The sequence below is a fragment of the Streptomyces sp. NPDC047886 genome, assembly GCF_043204435.1.
Classification (GTDB): Bacteria; Actinomycetota; Actinomycetes; order Streptomycetales; family Streptomycetaceae; genus Streptomyces.
This window is the reverse complement of sequence record NZ_JBIDCF010000003.1, coordinates 490,277-509,188: the sequence shown is the minus strand read 5'-3', so window position 1 is coordinate 509,188 and position 18,912 is coordinate 490,277. Positions and strand designations below refer to the sequence as shown.

The window sequence follows — 18,912 nt, the reverse complement described above, 5'->3', positions numbered from 1 at the left end:
CGACGGCGAGGCGGTTCCCTGCCGCTTCGGGCGCCGGGCGTCAGCCCAGGTCCGGTGCGTGCATCGCCCGTACGCCCTCGATATTGCCGTCCAGGTAGTGGCGCAGCGACAGCGGCACGAGGTGGACGGCGGCGATCCCGACCCGGCTGAACGGCACCCGTACGATCTCGTATTCGCCCTGTGGCTCGTCGATCTCCGGGCCGTGCCGTCGCGACGGGTCCATGGACTCGAGCCGGCAGACGAAGAAGTGCTGGACCTTCACGCCCGAGACACCACCGTCCACGATGTGCTCGACGGTGTCGACGAAGCACGGCACCACATCGGTGATCTTGGCGCCGAGTTCCTCGTCCACCTCACGGTGGAGGGCGTCGACCACGGTCGCGTCGCTCGGCTCCACACCGCCGCCCGGGGTGAGCCAGTACGGGTCCATGCCGGGCTTGGTCCGCTTGATGAGGACGAGATCGTCCCCGTCGAGCAGGATGGCGCGTGCGGTGCGCTTGACCACTGGACGTTCGGTCATGGCAAGAAAATGGCCCGCGGCGCCCGTTCTGAAACTCCCCGGGGTGTTCTGGCACCCGCCGTCACCAGTCGGTCGCGGCCCGCAACAGGGACTCGTGGGCCCGCGCGATGTGTGGCAGGGAGAGTGTGCCGGTCCGTACGACAAGGAAGTACGTCCGCAGCGGCGGAACCGGTGGGTCCAGCAGCGCCACCAGCCGACCGTCGGCGAGCGCGGCGTCGCACAGGTAGCGGGGCAGCACGGCGAGCCCGGCACCGGAGGCGGAGGACTCCAGGACGGCGCGCAGGTCGGGTGCGATGACCGTGGCGGAGGCGGCCGGCTTCGACTCGAAGACGGCCGCCCAGTAGCGCGCCACGAACGGCAAGGACTCGTGCACCTCGACCACCGGCAACTGGTCCAGAACGACCGCGCCGTCGCTGAGCAGGACGCCGGGCGAGAGCCGGGCGGCCCAGCGGGGCGACGCGACCAGGACGTGCTCCTCGTCGCACAGCGGTGTCGCGGTGAGCAGCCCGCCGCGCGGACGGGCCGTGGCGATGGCCAGGTCGTGGTGGCCGGCGGCCAGCCCGTCCAGGGCCTCCTCGGCGGCACCGACCAGGGAGACGCGCAGGGTGAGTCCCTGCGAGACGAGCGGGGTCAGGGCGGGCAGGGCACGGACCGAGGTGAACTCGGGCGGACCGGCGAGATGGAGCGTGCGGACACCGGTCTCGGCGGCGAGCCCGCTCTCGGTGATCTCGACCAGGGCGTCCAGATGCGGCGCGGCGCGATGCGCGAGCTCGTCCCCGACCGTCGTGGGCGTGACGCCACGGGCCTGCCGGAGGAACAACGGCCGGCCCAACTGACGCTCAAGCGTGCGTATCTGGCTGGTGACGGCGGGCTGGGAGAGGCCGAGGAGTGCGGCGGCGCGGGTGAAGGAGCCGGCTCTGTGCACGGTCACGAACGTGCGCAGCAGGCTCAGATCCATGCCCCTCCCTCCTCCGCATCGACGCCTCCCCCAGAGCCGTACAACTATAAATAAGTCGATAGGTCGCTGTCGCTAGCGTGATTGGACACTGACGTAGAGTCAACTAGCCTGGTTCAGGCGGAGTTCGGCGCACACAAGCAGGACGGTCCGAGCCATGAGGGGGGAGGCTCGGACCGTCCGTTGTGCGTAGGGGGCCCACTGTCCGGCTCGCTGCCGGGCTCGCTGTCGGCGACGTCCGCCGTCAGGACGAGGTGCGTCCGGCGCCGCCAGGGCGAGGCGCGTCCGGAGCCGTCAGGGCGTGGCCGCGTCCAGCGCCCCCAGGACATCGGCGAGCAGGTCGTCGGCGTCCTCCGCGCCGGCCGAGAAGCGGATGAAACCCTCAGGCACGGCGTCGCCGCCCCATCGGGCGCGCCGCTCCGCCGTGGAGCGCACCCCGCCGAAACTCGTCGCGTCGTCCACAAGACGCAGCCCGTCCAGGAACCGTTCCGCCCAGGCCCGATCGGGCAGGACGAACGACACGACCGAGCCGAAGCGCCGCATCTGGCCCGCCGCCACCTTGTGCGAGGGGTCGCCGGGAAGCCCGGGGTGACGCAGCCCCGTCACCTCGTCGCGCCCCGCGAGGGCTTCCGCGAGCGCCAGGGCGTTGGCGCACTGCCGGTCGACGCGCAGATGCAGCGTGGCGAGGGACCGGTGGGCGAGCCAGGCCTCCATCGGCCCCGGGATCGCCCCGGCGATCTTGCGCCAGCGCCGTACCGCCGCCGCACGTTCCGGGTCCCGGCAGGTCACATGGCCGAGCAGGATGTCACCGTGCCCGGTCATGCCCTTGGTGTCGCTGGCGACCGAGAAGTCCGCGCCGAGTTCCAGCGGCCGCTGCCCGAGCGGCGTGGCGAGGGTGTTGTCGACCGCCACGAGGGCACCGGCGTCGTGCGCCGCCGCGACGAGCCGGCGGATGTCGCAGACGTCGAGACCGGGGTTGGACGGCGTCTCGATCCACAGCAGCCGTGCGCCGTCCAGGACGGACAGCTGCGCGTCACCGCCCGTCGGGGCGGTCCGCACCTCGACGCCGTATGCCTCCAGCTGCTCCCGCACCAGCGCCAGCGCCTGGTAGCCGTCGGCCGGGAGTACGGCCACGTCACCGGTCCTCAGGTGGGAGAACAGCACCGCCGAGATGGCGGCCATGCCGGAGGCGAACGTCACGGTCCGCACGTCCGGATCGTCCGGCGCCTCCAGCTCGCCGATGGCCCGCTCCAGGTGGGTCCAGGTCGGGTTCTCGTCGCGCCCGTACGTGTACGGGCCGGTCGGCTCGCCGGGCAGGTGGTAGTGCGCGGCGAACACCGGTCCGGGCAGGGTGGGTTCGTACTTCCGGGGTTCGGGAAGTCCGGCCCGTACCGCCCTCGTGCCGTCGCCCGGGGCCTGCGCCCCCATCAGTCCCTGCCGTCGGGGAGGATGACGTTCAGCGCCCAGGACACGACCGAGATGATCAGCGCGCCGAGCACGGCGGTCCAGAAGCCCTCGACGTGGAAGCTCAGGTCCAGCTTGTCGGCCAGCCACGACGTGAGCAGCAGCATCAGCGCGTTCACGACCAGGGTGAACAGGCCGAGGGTGAGGATGAACAGCGGCAGCGTGAGCAGGCTCACGACCGGCTTGACGAGGAAGTTGACCACGCCGAAGACCAGAGCCACCAGGATCAGGGTGAGGACCTTGTTGCCGGTGCTGTCGCCGGTCAGCGTGATCTTGTCGATCAGCCAGATCGCCACGGCCAGGGCTCCGGCGTTCGCGATCGTCTTGACTACGAAATTCTTCATGTGTCTGATCGTGACAGACGTGATCGGACCAAGGCAGGGGCGAACGGGCGATGAAGGCATTCCGGCTGGACGAACTGGACGCGGAGCGCGCCGCGAACAAGGGCGCGTATCTGCAATTCCTGCGTGAACGGAACATGTCGGTGGGGCTGTACGCGCTCGACGCGGGCGAGCTGGACCCGCAGCAGCCGCACTCGGAGGACGAGGTGTACTTCGTGGTCAGCGGCCGGGCGTCGATCACGGTCGGGACCGAGACGACGCAGGTGGGCCGGGGCAGTGTCGTGTACGTGCCGGCGGGGGTGCCGCACAAGTTCCACCACATCACCGAGGATCTGCGGGTGATGGTCGTCTTCTCGCCCCCTGAGAGCTGACCTTCGATTTCCCTTGCTTTCCCTAGGGGTCGGTTCAGGGGAGTTCAAGGGGTACGAGTGCCCCGCGATGCCCCTGACCGGCCCTAGCATCGAAGGTGTTCAGGGTTCGGTCGGTTCGATGACTCACGAGACGAGGTAGTGACGATGGCGGTACGGGAAATGCTCGCGGGGATGCCCTGGTGGGTGAAGTGGGTGGCGATACCGCTCATCGCTCTGTTCGTCTTCGGCGGACTCATCACGCACGCGCTGTTCTTTCTGATCGGCCTGCTCTTCAAGGTGCTGATATTCGTCGCCCTCGTCAGCGGACTGGTGTACGTCGTACGGAAGGTCAAGGGCTCTTCCTCCACCTCGTCCTCGTCGCACGATTCCTGGTGACGGCGCGGTCGGTGACGGTGCTCCGGTACGGGCGCCGACGCGGGCCACGGTGACGAGAAGCGCGCGGCCTCGGCGTCCGGCCGCGCACCAGAACGGCCGTTAGCCCAGGAGGGGGAACGGCCGGGGCGAAACGCACCCCCGAACGGAGGCTGCCATTAGAGTGGCAGAGCTCCGCAGCCCTTGGAAATCAAGGGCCGACGAACGCCCTACCAGCGGTTTGTACGACTGTTACGACTGCAGCGGGGCGAATTGCCTGGGGGTGACCTTTGGCCACGGCTCCACATTCCGCTGCCCCTACCCTGATCGGCTCGGTTCAGCGGGCGCTGAGACTGTTGGAGGCCGTGGGCTCCCATACCGACGGCGCTCCCGCCAAGCAGCTCGCCCGTGAGACCGGACTGCCGCTTCCGACGACGTACCACCTGTTGCGCACGCTGACTCACGAGGGCTATCTCCGCAGGGAGAACGGCCTGTTCGCGCTGGGCGCCGCCTCCCGGAGGCTCGCCGGTGCCGGAGCTGTGCAGAATCGTCGCACCAAGATCGAGGACTCGCTGGCGCAGTGGCGCGACGAGATCGGCGTTCCCGTGTACTTCGCCGTCTACCGCGACGGTGAGATCGAGCTCGTCGCGGTGTCCGACACGCCCACCGCCCCCGCCGTCGACGAGTGGGCCGACTTCCGCCGCACCGGCCACGCCCATGCGATCGGCCAGTGTCTGCTCAGCCAGCTCGACGCCCAAGCCCGCCAGGACCATCTGGACCGCCATCCCGTCACGGCCATCACCCCGTACACGGTGCGTGACCGGCGGACCCTCCTGGACCGGCTGGACCGTGCGCGTCCCATGCAACCGCTCATCGAGCGCCAGGAGTACGCGCTCGGCACTGTCTGCGCGGCGATTCCCATCACCGTCGGCTCGACGGCCGCCACGATGGCCATTTCTGTACCCCTCCACCAGGAAGAACGGTTGCTCCCCGCTGTCACCCGACTACGGAGTGAAATCGGAACGCTCCTCAGCTCCCTGGCGTTCTCTATCAGTATCTGAAAAATCACTCCTTGTGATCCTGTAGCGCGTGCAGGACGATGGCGTCAAGAGGGTCAGGGGGGATCAATCCTGGCCGTTTTCGCCGTCGTTCTTCGTCGGCTGCTGTCCGTCACTGCTTCACCTTCGTCACTGCTTCATCTACAGCGGGGTACATGATGCGCGAATCGGTTCAGGCCGAGGTCCTGATGAGCTTCATCGTCTCGGAGGAGCTCTCCTTCCGGATCCCGGTCGAGCTCGGTTACGAGATGCGGGACCCGTTCGCGGTCCGGATGACGTTCCACCTGCCCGGCGATGCCCCGGTGACCTGGGCGTTCAGCCGGGAACTGCTGCTGGACGGCATCAATCTGCCGAGCGGGGACGGGGATGTGCGCATCGCGCCGACGGACCGCGATGAGCTGTCGGACGTCATGATCCGCCTGCGTGTGGGCGCGGACCAGGCGGTGTTCCGGGCGAGCGCCCCGCCGCTCGTGGCGTTCCTCGACCGCACGGACAAGCTGGTGCCGATGGGCCAGGAGCACACGCTGGGTGACTTCGAGGTCGGTCTGGAGGAGGCGCTCGGGCGCATCCTCGCCGAGGAGAACGCCGGCTGAGCCCCGGGCGCGGGCGGGACTCGGGCCCCGGGCCCGGCCTCTCATGCCCGCGCCCCGCCTCCGGTCCGCGACGGCAGGCCCCGCGCCCGCCTCGTACCGGCGGCTCAGCGTTTGCGGCGGCGGCCCCGGCCGGTGCGTACCGCAGGCGCGGGCCCGCCCGGTTCACCGGTCCCCGCGGCGCCGTGCGCGAGCGCCGACCGCCGGTCCGCCGACACGACCAGCGCGGCCAGCGCCGTGGTCACCGGCACCGAAGCGACCAGGCCGATCGAGCCGACCAGCGTCCGCACGATCTCCTGCGCCACGATCTCGCTGTTGGCCACCGTCCCCACACTGCTCTGCGCGATCGAGAACAGCAGCAGCAGGGGAAGCGCCGCACCCGCGTACGCCAGCACCAGCGTGTTCACCACCGACGCGATGTGGTCCCGGCCGATCCGGATACCCGCCCGGTACAAGGCCCGGGGACCCATCCTCGGGTCCGCCTGGTGCAGTTCCCACACCGCCGACGTCTGAGTGACCGTCACATCGTCCAGCACACCGAGCGAACCGATGATGACGCCGGCCAGCAGCAGACCGGACATGTCGATGTTCGGATACAGGCCGTGGATCAGACCCGTGTAGTCGTCGGTGTTGCCGGTCAGCGACGCCCAGCCGATGAACAGCGAGCCCAGCAGTCCGATCAGCAGCAGCGAGATGAGCGTGCCGAGCACGGCGACCGAGGTCCGCGCGCTCAGCCCATGGCTCAGGTACAGCGCGACCAGCATGATCGCGCTGGCCCCCACGACGGCCACCACCAGCGGGTTCGAGCCCTGCAGGATGGCGGGGAGGATGAAGAACGTCAGGGTCAGGAAACTGGTCCCGAGGGCGACCAGCGCCATCACGCCCCGCAGCCGACCGACCGCCACCACCGCCAGGGCGAAGACGACACCGAGAAGCGCCAGCGGGAATTTGCGGTTCACATCGGTAACCGAGTACTGCAGATCCCGTGGGGCGTCGGGCGCGTACGCGACCACGACCTCCTGGCCCTGGTCGAGGCGGCGGGGCGCGTCCGGCTGCACGATCTCGGTGAACGTACGGCCCTTGTCCTTGCCGGTGGTGACCTCGATGGTCGCCTTCTCGCAGTCGCCCTGCTGGGCGTTGATCGCCTCACGCCCCTGGGGCGTCGTCGTGTCGCCGGTCGGCGGGACCTGCGCGGCGTTCACATCCGCACAGTTCACCCTGTCGACGCGGACGACCTTGCCCTGCTCGGTCTGCCGGTCGAAGCCGACACCGGTGCGCTCGTGCGCCGGTGCTCCGCCCGGCCACAGCACGGCCAGACCGACCAGCACCGCGGTGGCGAAAGGAATCAGCACTGCGGCGATCACCTTCCGCAGATGCTTCGAGACGGGCGCGGCAGGCCCGTGAGTGTGCGCGTGGACATGGCCGAGCCCGTCGTGGGCGGTGCCGTGTTCCGGGCGCTGTTCCGGGGGCTGATGCGAGGAAGTCACCGACCGATCATCGCAAGAACGAGGGGGGCCCTCTGTTCAGCGCGGCCGGAATGACGCTAGCGTGGTGGCACCTTTGCACACGCGGGAGCTCGGAGCACCGGGCTGAGAGGGCGCTGACCTTCGTACATCCGTACGGGAAGCAGCTGCGCCGACCGCCGAACCTGTTACCGGGTAATGCCGGCGTAGGGAGTAGGTCATCATGACCGTTCAGGACGCACGCACGCCTGCCTCCAGCCCTGAGGGGTCCCACCCCGAGGGGGCCCCGGACGGGGCCGGGGAGAGCGGGAGGTCCATCGGCTGGCACAAGGGATACGTCGAGGGTTCGCGCCCCGACATCCGGGTGCCGGTCCGGCAGGTGCACCTCACCAACGGCAAGGACGTGACGCTGTACGACACGTCCGGTCCGTACACCGATCCGAACGTCGAGACCGATGTACGCCGCGGGCTACCACCGTTGCGCGAGAACTGGATCATCGGCCGCGGCGACACCGAGGAGTACGCGGGACGCCCGGTCCGCCCCGAGGACGACGGCATCAAGCACACGTCGCCGCGCGGCGGCCTGCGCAACCTGGACGCGGTGTTCCCCGGCCGTCCGCGCCAGCCCCGGCGGGGCCGCGACGGCCAGGCGGTGACCCAGCTCGCGTACGCGCGCCGGGGCGAGATCACCCCGGAGATGGAGTACGTCGCGGTCCGCGAGAACGTCTCGCCCGAGGTCGTACGCGAGGAGATCGCGGCCGGCCGCGCGGTGCTCCCGGCGAACGTCAACCACCCGGAGATCGAGCCGATGATCATCGGCAAGCGGTTCCTGGTGAAGGTCAACGCCAACATCGGCAACTCGGCCGTCACCTCCTCCATCGAGGAGGAGGTCGAGAAGATGACCTGGGCGACCCGCTGGGGCGCCGACACGGTCATGGACCTGTCCACCGGCCGCAACATCCACACCACCCGCGAGTGGGTGCTGCGCAACTCCCCCGTGCCCATCGGCACCGTGCCGCTCTACCAGGCCCTGGAGAAGGTCGACGGCAGGGCCGAGGAGCTGACCTGGGACATCTACAAGGACACGGTCATCGAGCAGGCCGAACAGGGCGTCGACTACATGACGGTCCACGCCGGCGTACTGCTCCGGTACGTGCCGCTGACCGCCCGCCGAAAGACCGGCATCGTCTCGCGCGGCGGCTCGATCATGGCCGCGTGGTGCCTCGCGCACCACAAGGAGAGCTTCCTGTACGAGAACTTCGAGGAGCTCTGCGAGATCCTCGCCGCGTACGACGTGACGTACTCGCTCGGTGACGGCCTGCGGCCCGGCTCGATCGCCGACGCCAACGACGAGGCGCAGTTCGCGGAGCTGCGCACGCTCGGCGAACTCAACACGATCGCCAAGCGGCACAACGTACAGACCATGATCGAGGGACCGGGCCATGTCCCGATGCACAAGATCAAGGAGAACATCGACCTCCAGCAGGAGATCTGCGAGGAGGCGCCGTTCTACACGCTCGGCCCGCTGACCACCGACGTCGCCCCGGCGTACGACCACATCACCTCGGGCATCGGCGCGGCGATGATCGCCTGGTGGGGCACGGCCATGCTCTGCTACGTCACGCCCAAGGAGCACCTGGGCCTGCCCAACCGCGACGATGTGAAGACCGGCGTCATCACCTACAAGATCGCCGCGCACGCGGCCGACCTCGCCAAGGGGCACCCGGGCGCGCAGGAGTGGGACGACGCGCTCTCGGACGCACGGTTCGAGTTCCGCTGGGAGGACCAGTTCAACCTGGCCCTCGACCCGGACACGGCCCGCGAGTTCCACGACGAGACGCTGCCCGCCGAGCCCGCGAAGACGGCGCACTTCTGCTCGATGTGCGGGCCGAAGTTCTGTTCGATGAAGATCTCGCAGGACATCCGCCGGGAACACGGCGGCTCGCAGCAGGAGATCGAGGACGGCATGGCGGCGAAGTCGAAGGAGTTCGCGGCGGCCGGCAACCGCGTCTACCTGCCGCTGGCCGACTGACCCGGAGAACGGGGACGACCGGGCGGGCCCGCGATCCGAGGGGGGAGTCGCGGGCCCGCCCCGCCCGCCGTGCGCCCGGTCTGCCGTGCGCCCCGTGCGCCCCATGCGGCGTGCGCCCGGTCTGCCGCCCGCCGTGCGTCCGGTCTGCCGTGCGCCTGGTCCGGCGTGCGCCCCGCCCCCGTGCGACGCGCTGTCCGCCGTCCGGTGTCCATGCCCGTCCACCGCCCATGGCCCGGACCGCCGTCCGTGGTGGCGGGCGTGGGCGGGAGCGGCTTCGGTCGTGGGGGTTCCGGTGCGGCCGTGCGTCGGCACACTGGCGGGGTGACTGCGACTTCCCTGAGCAAGGGCGCCAACCTTCCCGTCCCGGCCGCCGCCGTTCATGCCGAGCTCTCCTGGCGGGAGCACCCCGGGGTGCCGGACGCCGACGCGTCGGCGCTGCTCCTCACCGGGGCCGGCCGCGTGCGCGACGACCACGACTTCGTCTTCTACAACCAGCCGCGGCACGCCTCGGACGCCGTACGCCATCTGGGCAAGCGGACGGCGGGGGGCGTCGTCACCGACACCGTCGGGGTGGAGCTGCGCCGGGTCGAGACCGGGATCGAACGGATCCTGCTGTGCGCGTCGGCCGACGGCGGGACGTTCGGCGCGATGGCGGGCCTGACGCTGCGGCTGCTGGACGCCGGGAGCGGGGCCGAGCTCGTGCGCTTCGAGATGACGGCGGGGACGGAGACGGCGTTCGTCTGCGGCGAGCTGTACCTGCGTGACGGCCGGTGGAAGTTCCGTGCCGTGGGGCAGGGGTACGACTCCGGTCTCGCGGGGCTCGCCACCGACTTCGGTATCAGCGTGGACGAGGAACCAGCCGCCGCGCCGAGCTCTCCAGCGCCGACACGTCCCGCGCCGACACGTCCCGTGCCGAGTCCTGCCGCCCCGAGCCCTCCCGCGCCGACCACCACCGCGAATCCGGCTGCCGCGCGCCGGGCCGGCGCGGGGGAGGAGCGGCTGCCCGTCGACATGCGCAAGCGCCTCTCGCTGCGCAAGGAGCAGGTCGCGGTCAGCCTGCGCAAGCACGGCGCCGAGGGGACGACGGCCCGCGTGATCCTGGTACTCGACGCTTCCGGGTCGATGTCGTTCCTCTACTCCCGGGGCGTCGTCGCCGACGTGGTCGAGCGCATGGCCGCCGTGGCCGCGCAGTTGGACGACGACGGCGAGATGCAGGCGTGGACCTTCGCCTCGCATCCCGCCCGGCTGCCGGATCTACGGCTGGGTGAACTGCCCGAGTGGCTGCGGCTCCATGTGCGGGTGGGCGAGCTGAGTCTGTTCGGCCGGTCGCGGAAGCCCAGGAAGGGACTTCACCCCGGTCAGGTGGACATGCGGGCGGTGGGCATCCAGAACGAGGAGCAGAAGGCCATCGCCGAGGTACGGGCCTACGTCCGGGCCAACCCGACCGCCGCGCCCACCCTGGTGCTGTTCTTCTCCGACGGCGGCGTGTACCGGAACGCCGAGATCGAGCGGGAGTTGCGGGAAGCGGTCGACGAACCGGTCTTCTGGCAGTTCGTGGGGCTCGGGCGGTCGAACTACGGCGTACTGGAGCGGTTCGACACCATGCCGGGGCGTCGTGTCGACAACGTGGGGTTCTTCGCGGTGGACGACATCGCGGTCGTTCCCGACGCCGAACTCTACGATCGGCTGCTGTCCGAGTTCCCCTCGTGGATCGCCGCCGCACGACGGCTCGGCATCCTCTGACGTATCTGGCTTGTTCATGACGGTGTGTCGCCTTGTGTCGTGATCATCCCCACGGCCAGGCGTCGGAACGGACACGGTAGAGCGGCAGGTCGATGTACGTTTCGCCGCCGACCGCAATTGGCTTGACGTGTACTTATGTGTCCTTTACCTTCCCCGTGTTTGGCGAAAAAACGATTCGTCCCTGACAAGGGCGGTGGAGGGAACCTCAGTGAGCTGGTACCTGGCAGTACTCAAGAACTACGTGGGCTTCGGCGGGCGCGCGCGCCGCAAGGAGTACTGGATGTTCACCCTCATCCACTCCGTTATCGCGCTGGTGCTGATGGGTGTGGACTACGCCGCCGGTACGAACGGGGTCCTCTACGTCCTGTACATCCTCGCGGTGCTGCTGCCTGCGCTCGCCGTCTCGATCCGCCGTCTGCACGACACCGGCCGGTCCGGCTGGTGGCTGCTCATCTCGTTCGTGCCGCTGGTCGGCGGCATCATCCTGCTGGTCTTCCTCGCCTCCGACGGCAAGGCCGAGGCGAACAAGTGGGGCGCCAACCCGAAGTTCGTCCCCGCCGCCTGAGGCGTCGCCCACGCGTGACCCGGAGCCCGGTGCCGTCAGCGGCGCCGGGCTCCGGCATGTCCGGTGGGACGGGAGATGTCAGTCGGGCTGGTGGTCCGGGAGGCGTTCGGACGCCGGGGCCGCCGGGCCCGTGAAGTCGGGACTGGTGAAGTCCGGGCTGGTGAACCCCGCGCGCGGCGCCGTGCCGCCCTCCGCCGGGCTGCTGAAGTCGGGTCCGCTGTAGCCGACCTTCGGGATCCGCCCCGCCTGCCGCCGGGCGTCCGCCGCTTCGGGCGGAGCGCCGGGCTCGGCGAGCGCGGCGCGCAGGAACGGCAGGATGCCCCGCTCCAGCAGCGCGTGCAGCCACGCCTCCCGGGCGCGGGAGATCTCGTCGGGCAGGTCACCGCCCGGTTCGTGCGCGGACACCTGGGTCGAGCTGTTCCGTACGGCGGCGACCAGCAGCCCGATCGCGGCGGCCAGGATGCTCGCCGCCGTCACGGCGCCGAAGAACCAGCCGGCCGTGAGCAGGGGGTCGGCGAACGACGGGGCCGGATCGAGCATCTTCAGGACGTACCCCACGAGCAGGAAGATGACCGCTGCCGTGCCGGCGAGCACCGGGGCGAGCACGGTCACGACGACACCGAAACCCGCGCCGGTGGTCGTCTCGTCGCCCGCTGGGCCGAGCACCGAGCTCATCATGGACATACCGGTGGGCCGGCGGTGCTCCTCGCGGACCTTCACGAAGTGGTCGTACTCGGTCGAGGCCGCCTCGGTGATCAGCGCTGTCGCGTTGAGTGCCATGGTGCGCAGCTGTTCGGCGTTGAGCCGTTCCCCGACCGCGGCGAGATCCGGGCGGTCGTGCGCGGTGCGCAGCGCGTCGTCGAGGAGGCGCTCGTACGCGGCGCGGTCCTCGTTCAGCAGGTGCGGAGCGCTTCTCATGTGCATCCCCCGATACTCCGTGGCGCCTGTCCGCCCGCGTAGAACGGGCAGTTGGGCACAGACGGAGGAGAGCCTGCTACGGATGCACCGATGGTAGAGCGGGTACGCAGGGGGGTGACAGAGGGTTTCCGGAATTCGCCTGCCCCGGTCGCTCTCAGTTGTGCAAGGGGAGTTGGACGACCAGCAGCTTTCCGGCCATGGTCACCCCGCCGTCCATGGCGATGGCGAGTCCGTCCGCGTACACGTGGGGGCCTTGGACCGTCGGGCCCGTGGTCTCGCCGTCGGCGTCCTCGGTGCCGACCTCGCCGAGCAGGTACGGGATCGGGCTGTGCCCGTGCACGACGCGCTGTCCGCCGTACGCCGCGAGCAGTTCGCGTACGGCCGTGGCCCCGCCCTCGTCACGGAACGCGAAGCGCTTGGTGAACTTGCGGAACAGGTCCCAGCACTCGTCGGCGTCGTTGCGGGTGAGGATCTCGTGGACGGTGTCGTTGACGTCCTCGATGGTGGTGCCGTAGTCGAGGTACGCGGTGGTGTCGGAGTGCAGCAGCAGATGGCCGTCCTGCTCGACTACCGCGTCGAGCCGGGCCATCCACTGGAGGTGGACCTCCTGGAGGCGGTCCATGTCGCTCTTCTGGCCGCCGTTGAGCAGCCACGCCGCCTGGAAGGTGGCGGTGCCCGCGCCCGAGTTGACCGGGGTGTCGCCGAACCGCTTCGCGCCGAGCAGCAGCAGTTCGTGATTGCCCATCAGGGCCTTGCAGTAGCCGCCGGCCGCCGCCGCCTCGGCGGACAGCCGCATGACGAGGTCGATGACGCCGATGCCGTCGGGGCCCCGGTCGGTGAAGTCGCCGAGGAACCACAGCCTGGCGTTGCCCGCCGCCCAGTGTCCTTCGGCGTCGATGAGGCCCTGCGCGCGGAGGGCGACCAGGAGCTCGTCCAGGTAGCCGTGGACGTCGCCGACGACGTACAGCGGTCCGGGTCCGCCGTTCGCCGCGGCCACCGGAGCCGTCGCCGGCTCGGCCTCCGCCGCCGTGACGTCGACCTGGACGGTGTCGCCCCGGTTGATCACCGGCAGGTCGCGTGCGGTGGGCGTGTAGCCCTCGGGCGGCTCGCCCTCCGGGAACGCGTTGCCGGGGTGCACCGCACGGGCCGGCGCCTGCGGGGGCTCCTGCCGCGGTGGCACGGGCTGCGGGTGGGGCTGCGCGGAGTTGCCCTGCACGGGCACCTTGGCGTACGGCGGTACGCGGAAGTCGCGCAACGTCGCCGTCCGCACCACGGGTCCTTGACCGGCCCCCTGAGTCATCGACCCCTCCACCACCGTCGCGACGCCCTACACCTCGCGGACCGGCCTGGTCGGGGTGGCCCGCGGTGTCGTGCGCCCATCATAGGAATGAGGCCTGTGCTGTGTGACGCACCAGGGGTGGTGAATCGGAGTGCACCCCCGGTTCACCGGCTGTTTCGCCCCAATTGTTAAGGTCTGGACCGGCCTCCGCCGGTCCTTTCCTCTCCATCCGTACGAGCTGCCGGGGGCCGGGCAGCCGGCGGTCACTCCTGGGGGCGTGACCGGGGCGGGCTGACGGTGGTCCGCGGCGACCGTCGCTGCGACGACGTGCGGACGATCAGCTCCGTCGGTATCACCTGCTGGACCGGCCGGTCGGTGTCGATGCCCTCGATGGCGTCGATGAGCAGCTGGACGACCGCGGTGCCGATCCGCCGGGGCTTGAGCGACAGGGTGGTGATCGGCGGCTCGGTGGTGGCGTAGACGGTGGACTCGCTGCAGCAGACCAGGAGCAGATCGTCCGGGACGCGCAGTCCGTACCTCCGTGCCGCGGCCAGCAGGTCGGTGCCGTTGGGGTCGAAGAGACCGTAGACGGCGTCCGGCCGGTCGGGGCGGGCCAGCAGCCGGTCGGCGGCGACCGCGCCGGCGCACGGATCGTGGGCGGGGTACGACTCGTACACCGGGTCCTGGCCCACGCGCTCGCACCAGTTGAGGTACGCGGTCGTGGACAGTCGGGTGTACGTGTCGGTGGTGGTGCCCGTGAGCAGGCCGATGCGCCGGGCGCCGGCCGCCGCGAGGTGGTCCAGCAGATCGATGACGGCCGCCTCGTGATCGTTGTCGACCCAGGCCGTGACCGGGAGAGTGCCGGCCGGGCGGCCGTCGGACACGACCGGCAGCCCCTGGCGGACCAGCTCGGTGACGACCGGGTCGTGGTCGGACGGATCGATGACGACGGTGCCGTCGAGAGCGACGTTCGACCAGACGTCCGCGGGGCTGCGGCGTGAGGTGGCGGGCAGAATGACAAGGGCGTACCCGCGGGCGAGCGCGGCGGAGGTGGCGGCTCTCGCCATCTCCGCGAAGTACGCGAACTCGGTGAAGGTGAAAGGTTCATCCCCGTAGGTCGTCACCGTCAGGCCGATGAGGCCGGACTTGCCGGTACGGAGCGTTCGGGCCGCGGCGGAAGGGCGGTAGCCCAGCCGGTCGGCGACCTCGCGGACATGGCGGCGGGTGGCGTCCGGGAGCCGGCCCTTGCCGTTGAGCGCGTCGGAGACAGTCGTGATGGAGACTCCGGCTGCGGCGGCCACGTCCCGGATGCCCGCTCGACTCTGCCGGCTTCCCCGGGTCTGTGCCCGGCTCACCTGGTGCTTCCCTGCTGCTGTCATGGCGAGCCGATAGTAGGGCGACGACGGACGGTTGGGCCGGTCGCATATTCACTCGTTGACAGGCACGTTTCTGCAAGGTCGTTCGGGGTCAACTGCCTTGCATTCCAAGGTAGTTGACCGACTGTAGGGTGAATCGCAGCTTGTTGATGCGTTCGAGTTCTACCCCTGGCCGAAGTTCCGGTGAGCGTTCAACTCACCTCTACGGGGGATGCGCGCCACGGCGCGAGCCACCGGCGCGCGCCACCCCGTGGAGCGCTCCCCCCTCGCCCCGCGCCGTCGGCGCGCGGGTCGGACCCGAACACGCGCGTCAGCGCTCCACGGCGCCGGTGGCGGGCCGGCGGCGGGCCGGGCCGGTAGGGGGTCGGTAGCGGGGCGGTGGCGGGCCGGTGCGGGGCGGAAGGAGACGAGTCGTTGCCTTTCCGCCATTCGCAGCGGGGCGGAATCCTCATATGGTGAGCAGTATTGGTGGGACGGACGGTCGAGGAGGACCACAGTGAGCGAGACGAGCCCCAAGCTGCGCGCCGTGCTGGACGGCATTCCGACGTACAAGCCGGGCAAGCCGGCCGCCGCGGACGGCCCGGTCGCGTACAAGCTGTCCTCCAACGAGAACCCGTACCCGCCGCTGCCCGGTGTCCTGGAGACCGCGCTCGCCGCCGCGGCCGGTTTCAACCGGTACCCGGACATGGCCTGCACGGGACTGTTGAACGAGCTGGCCGAGCGGTTCGGGGTGCCGGTGTCGCACCTGGCCGCCGGAACCGGATCGGTCGGGGTCGCGCAGTCGCTGCTGCAGGCCACGTCGGGCCCCGGGGACGAGGTCGTCTACGCCTGGCGGTCCTTCGAGGCGTACCCGATCATCACCCAGATCAGCGGCGCGACCTCGGTGCCGGTACCGCTGACCTCGGGCGATGTACACGACCTCGACGCGATGGCGGACGCGATCACCGACCGCACGCGGCTGGTCTTCGTCTGCAACCCCAACAACCCGACCGGCACGGTGGTGCGGCGGGCGGAGCTGGAGCGGTTCCTGGACCGGGTGCCGTCCGATGTCCTGGTGGTGCTGGACGAGGCGTACCGGGAGTTCATCCGGGACAGCGAGGTGCCGGACGGCGTCGAGATCTACCGCGACCGGCCGAACGTGGCCGTGCTGCGGACGTTCTCCAAGGCGTACGGCCTGGCCGGGCTGCGCGTCGGTTTCGCGATCGCCCATGAGCCGGTGGCCGCGGCCCTGCGCAAGACCGCGGTCCCGTTCGGGGTGAGCCAGCTCGCGCAGGACGCGGCGGTGGCCTCGCTGCGTGCGGAGGACGAGCTGCTCGGCCGCGTCGGCTCGCTGGTGTGCGAGCGCACGCGGGTCTACGAGGGGCTGGTGGCCCAGGGCTGGACGGTGCCCGAGACGCAGGCCAACTTCGTGTGGCTGCGGCTTGGCGAGCGCACCGTGCCGTTCGCCGCCGCCTGTGAGCAGGCGGGTGTGGTGGTGCGGCCGTTCCCCGGCGAGGGTGTGCGGGTCACGATCGGCGAGACCGAGGCGAACGACATCTTCCTGCGGACGGCGGAGGCGTTCCGCAAGGAGCGGTTCTGAGGGGCGGTTCTGAGGGACGGTTCTGAGGGGCGGTTCTGAGGGACGGATCCGGGGGCGTTCCGGGAGTCGGTTCCGGGGCGGTTCCGTTCCGTGGATCGGTCGCCTGACGAGCGGCTACCCGGGAGCGGTTCCCGAGAAGCGGATCCGGCGTGGTTTCGCCGGGCGGGTCAGTCCGTGACGTGTCAGTCCGTGACGTGTTCGACGCGGACGGGGTCGCCGTCGCGGACGGTGGCCAGGACGCGCGGGTCGCCGTCCAGGCTGCCGAGGATGTTGCACGGGCTCGCGAGCCGGCACTCGTCGCCCCGTGAGATCGGTGTCGGGCCGTAGGGCAGGGCGAGTGCGTCGCCCTCGGTCCAGAACGCCACCGTGCCCGGCTCCACCACCTGGCGGGCGTCCGGCTCGGGGGCGGTGGACACGGGTGTGTCGAAGTAGACCTCTTCGCCCCAGGTGCGGGCGGTGGAGGTGAGCGGGAGGACCCCTGCGAGCGCCTTGCTCGTGGGGGTCTCCTCGATGGTCGCGGTCGTGTGGCCGGCGGGCCAGGAGATTCGTATCTGCACCCGCCAGATTCAACAAGATGTTGAAGTTTCCCGGAAGGGGACCCCCGCCTCCTGGTGCGGATTTCGTTTAGGCCATAATGTTTGTGATTGTGAACGCATTCACAAGCGCGCCTGGTTCCTCCAGAGATCAACCGGAATCGGACCCCGGATTCGGGGCCGGAGATCGAGGGTCCAACGGAGCCCTGGCGGGAGACGGAAGGCCGTAAGGCTGCACGGCAGTAAGGAGAAGATCGTCGTGGACCTGGCTCTGGCGCCAGAGACGCTGGCGCGGTGGCAGTTCGGTATCACCACCGTCTACCACTTCCTCTTCGTCCCTCTGACCATCTCACTCGCCGCACTCACCGCCGGTCTGCAGACGGCCTGGGTGCGGACGAACAAGGAGAAGTACCTCAGGGCGACCAAGTTCTGGGGCAAGCTCTTCCTGATCAATATCGCCATGGGTGTCGTCACCGGCATCGTGCAGGAGTTCCAGTTCGGGATGAACTGGTCGGACTACTCACGATTCGTCGGTGACGTCTTCGGCGCGCCGCTCGCCTTCGAGGCGCTGATCGCGTTCTTCTTCGAGTCCACCTTCATCGGCCTCTGGATCTTCGGCTGGGACAAGCTGCCCCCGCGGATCCACCTCGCCTGCATATGGATGGTGTCGATCGGCACCGTCCTGTCCGCGTACTTCATCCTCGCGGCCAACTCCTGGATGCAGCACCCTGTCGGCTACCGGATCAACGAGGCGACCGGACGAGCCGAGCTGACCGACTTCTGGGCCGTGCTCAGCCAGAACACGACCCTCACCCAGGTCTTCCACACCATGTCCGCGGCCTTCCTCACCGGCGGCGCCTTCATGGTGGGCATCGCCGCCTTCCATCTCGCCCGCAGGAAGCACATCCCCGTGATGAAGACCTCGCTGCGGCTCGGGCTCGTCACCGTGGTCGTCGCGGGCATGCTCACCGCGGTCAGCGGCGACCTGCTCGCCAAGGTCATGTTCAAGCAGCAGCCCATGAAGATGGCCGCCGCAGAGGCACTCTGGGACGGCGAGGGCCCGGCCCCGTTCTCGATCTTCGCCTACGGCGATGTGGACGAGGGCCACAACAAGGTCGCCATCGAGATCCCCGGCCTGCTGTCCTTCCTCGCCAACGGCGACTTCGACTCCCACGTCCCCGGCATCAACGACACCAACAAGGCCGAACAGGAGAAGTACGGGCCCGGCGACTACCGGCCGAACATCCCCGTGGCCTACTGGTCGTTCCGCTGGATGATCGGCTTCGGCATGGCCTCCTTCGGGCTCGGCCTCCTGGGGCTCTGGCTGACCCGCAAGAAGTTCCTGCTGCCGTCCACGCTGCGCGTGGGCGACGACGAGGTGCCGCGGCTGGTGCTCTTCGGCAAGCCGCTCAGCCACAAGCTCACCCGGCTGTACTGGCTGACCGCCCTGTGGACCCTGCTCTTCCCGCTGGTCGCCAACTCCTGGGGCTGGATCTTCACCGAGATGGGCCGTCAGCCCTGGGTCGTCTACGGCGTCCTCCGCACCCGCGACGCGGTCTCCCCCGGAGTCTCCCAGGGCGAGGTCCTCACGTCGATGATCGCCTTCACCCTGCTCTACGCGGTGCTCGCCGTGATCGAGGTCAAGCTGCTCGTGAAGTACGTCAAGGCCGGACCGCCCGAGCTCACCGAGTCCGACCTCAACCCGCCCACCAGGATCGGTGGCGACGACCGCGACGCCGACCGGCCCATGGCCTTCTCGTACTGAGGAAAGGAG

Annotated in this window: 18 protein-coding genes and 1 riboswitch; of the genes, 9 read left to right on the top strand and 9 right to left on the bottom strand. The window is 69.9% G+C overall.

Features of this window, described 5'->3' with window-relative positions; translation table 11 throughout:
- Nucleotides 1-40 precede the first annotated feature (40 nt).
- The 4 genes from ACGF5U_RS13875 to ACGF5U_RS13860 form a co-directional block, all read right to left on the bottom strand.
- Nucleotides 41-520 carry an NUDIX domain-containing protein gene (locus tag ACGF5U_RS13875; RefSeq protein WP_392710393.1) on the bottom strand — a complete coding sequence of 160 codons (480 nt, stop codon included), beginning with the start codon at nucleotides 518-520 and terminating at the stop codon, nucleotides 41-43.
- A gap of 61 nt (nucleotides 521-581) precedes the next feature.
- Nucleotides 582-1,478, bottom strand: a complete 897-nt coding sequence (locus ACGF5U_RS13870; protein WP_392710391.1) for a LysR family transcriptional regulator — start codon at nucleotides 1,476-1,478, stop codon at nucleotides 582-584.
- Nucleotides 1,479-1,769: 291 nt separating this feature from the next.
- The gene (locus ACGF5U_RS13865; RefSeq protein ID WP_392710389.1) at nucleotides 1,770-2,903 is read right to left on the bottom strand and encodes a cystathionine gamma-lyase; all 1,134 of its coding nucleotides are present in this window, start codon (nucleotides 2,901-2,903) and stop codon (nucleotides 1,770-1,772) included.
- A complete protein-coding gene (locus tag ACGF5U_RS13860; protein WP_392710387.1) occupies nucleotides 2,903-3,283 on the bottom strand; it encodes a phage holin family protein in 381 nt (126 codons plus the stop codon). The genes ACGF5U_RS13865 and ACGF5U_RS13860 overlap by 1 nt, the downstream gene beginning before the upstream one ends.
- A 50-nt stretch (nucleotides 3,284-3,333) precedes the next feature.
- Between ACGF5U_RS13860 and ACGF5U_RS13855 the strand changes: the two genes are divergently transcribed.
- The 4 genes from ACGF5U_RS13855 (at nucleotide 3,334) to ACGF5U_RS13840 (ending at nucleotide 5,653) form a co-directional block, all read left to right on the top strand.
- Entirely contained in the window at nucleotides 3,334-3,651 is a 318-nt protein-coding gene (locus tag ACGF5U_RS13855; protein WP_392710386.1) for a cupin domain-containing protein, read from the top strand.
- A 144-nt stretch (nucleotides 3,652-3,795) separates the two neighbouring features.
- Entirely contained in the window at nucleotides 3,796-4,026 is a 231-nt protein-coding gene (locus ACGF5U_RS13850; protein ID WP_392710384.1) for a DUF5326 family protein, read from the top strand.
- A gap of 299 nt (nucleotides 4,027-4,325) precedes the next feature.
- The gene (locus ACGF5U_RS13845; protein WP_392710667.1) at nucleotides 4,326-5,063 is read left to right on the top strand and encodes an IclR family transcriptional regulator; all 738 of its coding nucleotides are present in this window, start codon (nucleotides 4,326-4,328) and stop codon (nucleotides 5,061-5,063) included.
- 155 nt (nucleotides 5,064-5,218) lie between these two features.
- Nucleotides 5,219-5,653, top strand: a complete 435-nt coding sequence (locus ACGF5U_RS13840) for an SsgA family sporulation/cell division regulator (protein WP_392710666.1) — start codon at nucleotides 5,219-5,221, stop codon at nucleotides 5,651-5,653.
- Between the two features lie 104 nt (nucleotides 5,654-5,757).
- Here the strand turns inward: ACGF5U_RS13840 and ACGF5U_RS13835 are convergent, their stop codons facing one another.
- Nucleotides 5,758-7,137: a YibE/F family protein gene (locus ACGF5U_RS13835; protein WP_392710383.1), complete on the bottom strand. Its 1,380-nt coding sequence runs from the start codon at nucleotides 7,135-7,137 to the stop codon at nucleotides 5,758-5,760.
- 71 nt (nucleotides 7,138-7,208) lie between these two features.
- Nucleotides 7,209-7,343: riboswitch (TPP riboswitch) on the top strand.
- Between ACGF5U_RS13835 and thiC the strand changes: the two genes are divergently transcribed.
- The 3 genes from thiC (at nucleotide 7,337) to ACGF5U_RS13820 (ending at nucleotide 11,453) form a co-directional block, all read left to right on the top strand.
- A complete protein-coding gene (gene thiC, locus ACGF5U_RS13830; protein ID WP_392710381.1) occupies nucleotides 7,337-9,145 on the top strand; it encodes a phosphomethylpyrimidine synthase ThiC in 1,809 nt (602 codons plus the stop codon). (Overlaps the previous riboswitch by 7 nt.)
- Before the next feature lie 321 nt (nucleotides 9,146-9,466).
- A complete protein-coding gene (locus ACGF5U_RS13825; RefSeq protein WP_392710379.1) occupies nucleotides 9,467-10,888 on the top strand; it encodes a VWA domain-containing protein in 1,422 nt (473 codons plus the stop codon).
- Between the two features lie 208 nt (nucleotides 10,889-11,096).
- Nucleotides 11,097-11,453, top strand: coding sequence for a DUF805 domain-containing protein (locus ACGF5U_RS13820; protein WP_392710377.1), 357 nt, complete (start codon nucleotides 11,097-11,099; stop codon nucleotides 11,451-11,453).
- Between the two features lie 78 nt (nucleotides 11,454-11,531).
- Here ACGF5U_RS13820 and ACGF5U_RS13815 read toward each other — a convergent pair whose 3' ends face one another.
- The 3 genes from ACGF5U_RS13815 to ACGF5U_RS13805 form a co-directional block, all read right to left on the bottom strand.
- Entirely contained in the window at nucleotides 11,532-12,377 is an 846-nt protein-coding gene (locus ACGF5U_RS13815; protein ID WP_392710376.1) for a hypothetical protein, read from the bottom strand.
- A gap of 148 nt (nucleotides 12,378-12,525) precedes the next feature.
- A complete protein-coding gene (locus ACGF5U_RS13810; RefSeq protein ID WP_392710374.1) occupies nucleotides 12,526-13,686 on the bottom strand; it encodes a metallophosphoesterase in 1,161 nt (386 codons plus the stop codon).
- A 227-nt stretch (nucleotides 13,687-13,913) separates the two neighbouring features.
- Complete coding sequence (locus tag ACGF5U_RS13805) at nucleotides 13,914-15,029, bottom strand: LacI family DNA-binding transcriptional regulator (protein ID WP_392710372.1); 1,116 nt, start codon at nucleotides 15,027-15,029, stop codon at nucleotides 13,914-13,916.
- Between the two features lie 493 nt (nucleotides 15,030-15,522).
- Between ACGF5U_RS13805 and hisC the strand changes: the two genes are divergently transcribed.
- Nucleotides 15,523-16,605 (top strand): histidinol-phosphate transaminase, encoded by a 1,083-nt coding sequence (hisC, locus tag ACGF5U_RS13800; RefSeq protein ID WP_392710370.1) that lies wholly within the window; start codon nucleotides 15,523-15,525, stop codon nucleotides 16,603-16,605.
- 182 nt (nucleotides 16,606-16,787) lie between these two features.
- Here hisC and ACGF5U_RS13795 read toward each other — a convergent pair whose 3' ends face one another.
- Nucleotides 16,788-17,162, bottom strand: a complete 375-nt coding sequence (locus tag ACGF5U_RS13795; protein WP_392710369.1) for a cyclophilin-like fold protein — start codon at nucleotides 17,160-17,162, stop codon at nucleotides 16,788-16,790.
- Between the two features lie 235 nt (nucleotides 17,163-17,397).
- On the opposite strand from ACGF5U_RS13795, the gene ACGF5U_RS13790 reads away from it, so the two are divergent.
- Complete coding sequence (locus ACGF5U_RS13790) at nucleotides 17,398-18,903, top strand: cytochrome ubiquinol oxidase subunit I (protein WP_392710367.1); 1,506 nt, start codon at nucleotides 17,398-17,400, stop codon at nucleotides 18,901-18,903.
- Nucleotides 18,904-18,912: the final 9 nt, after the last annotated feature.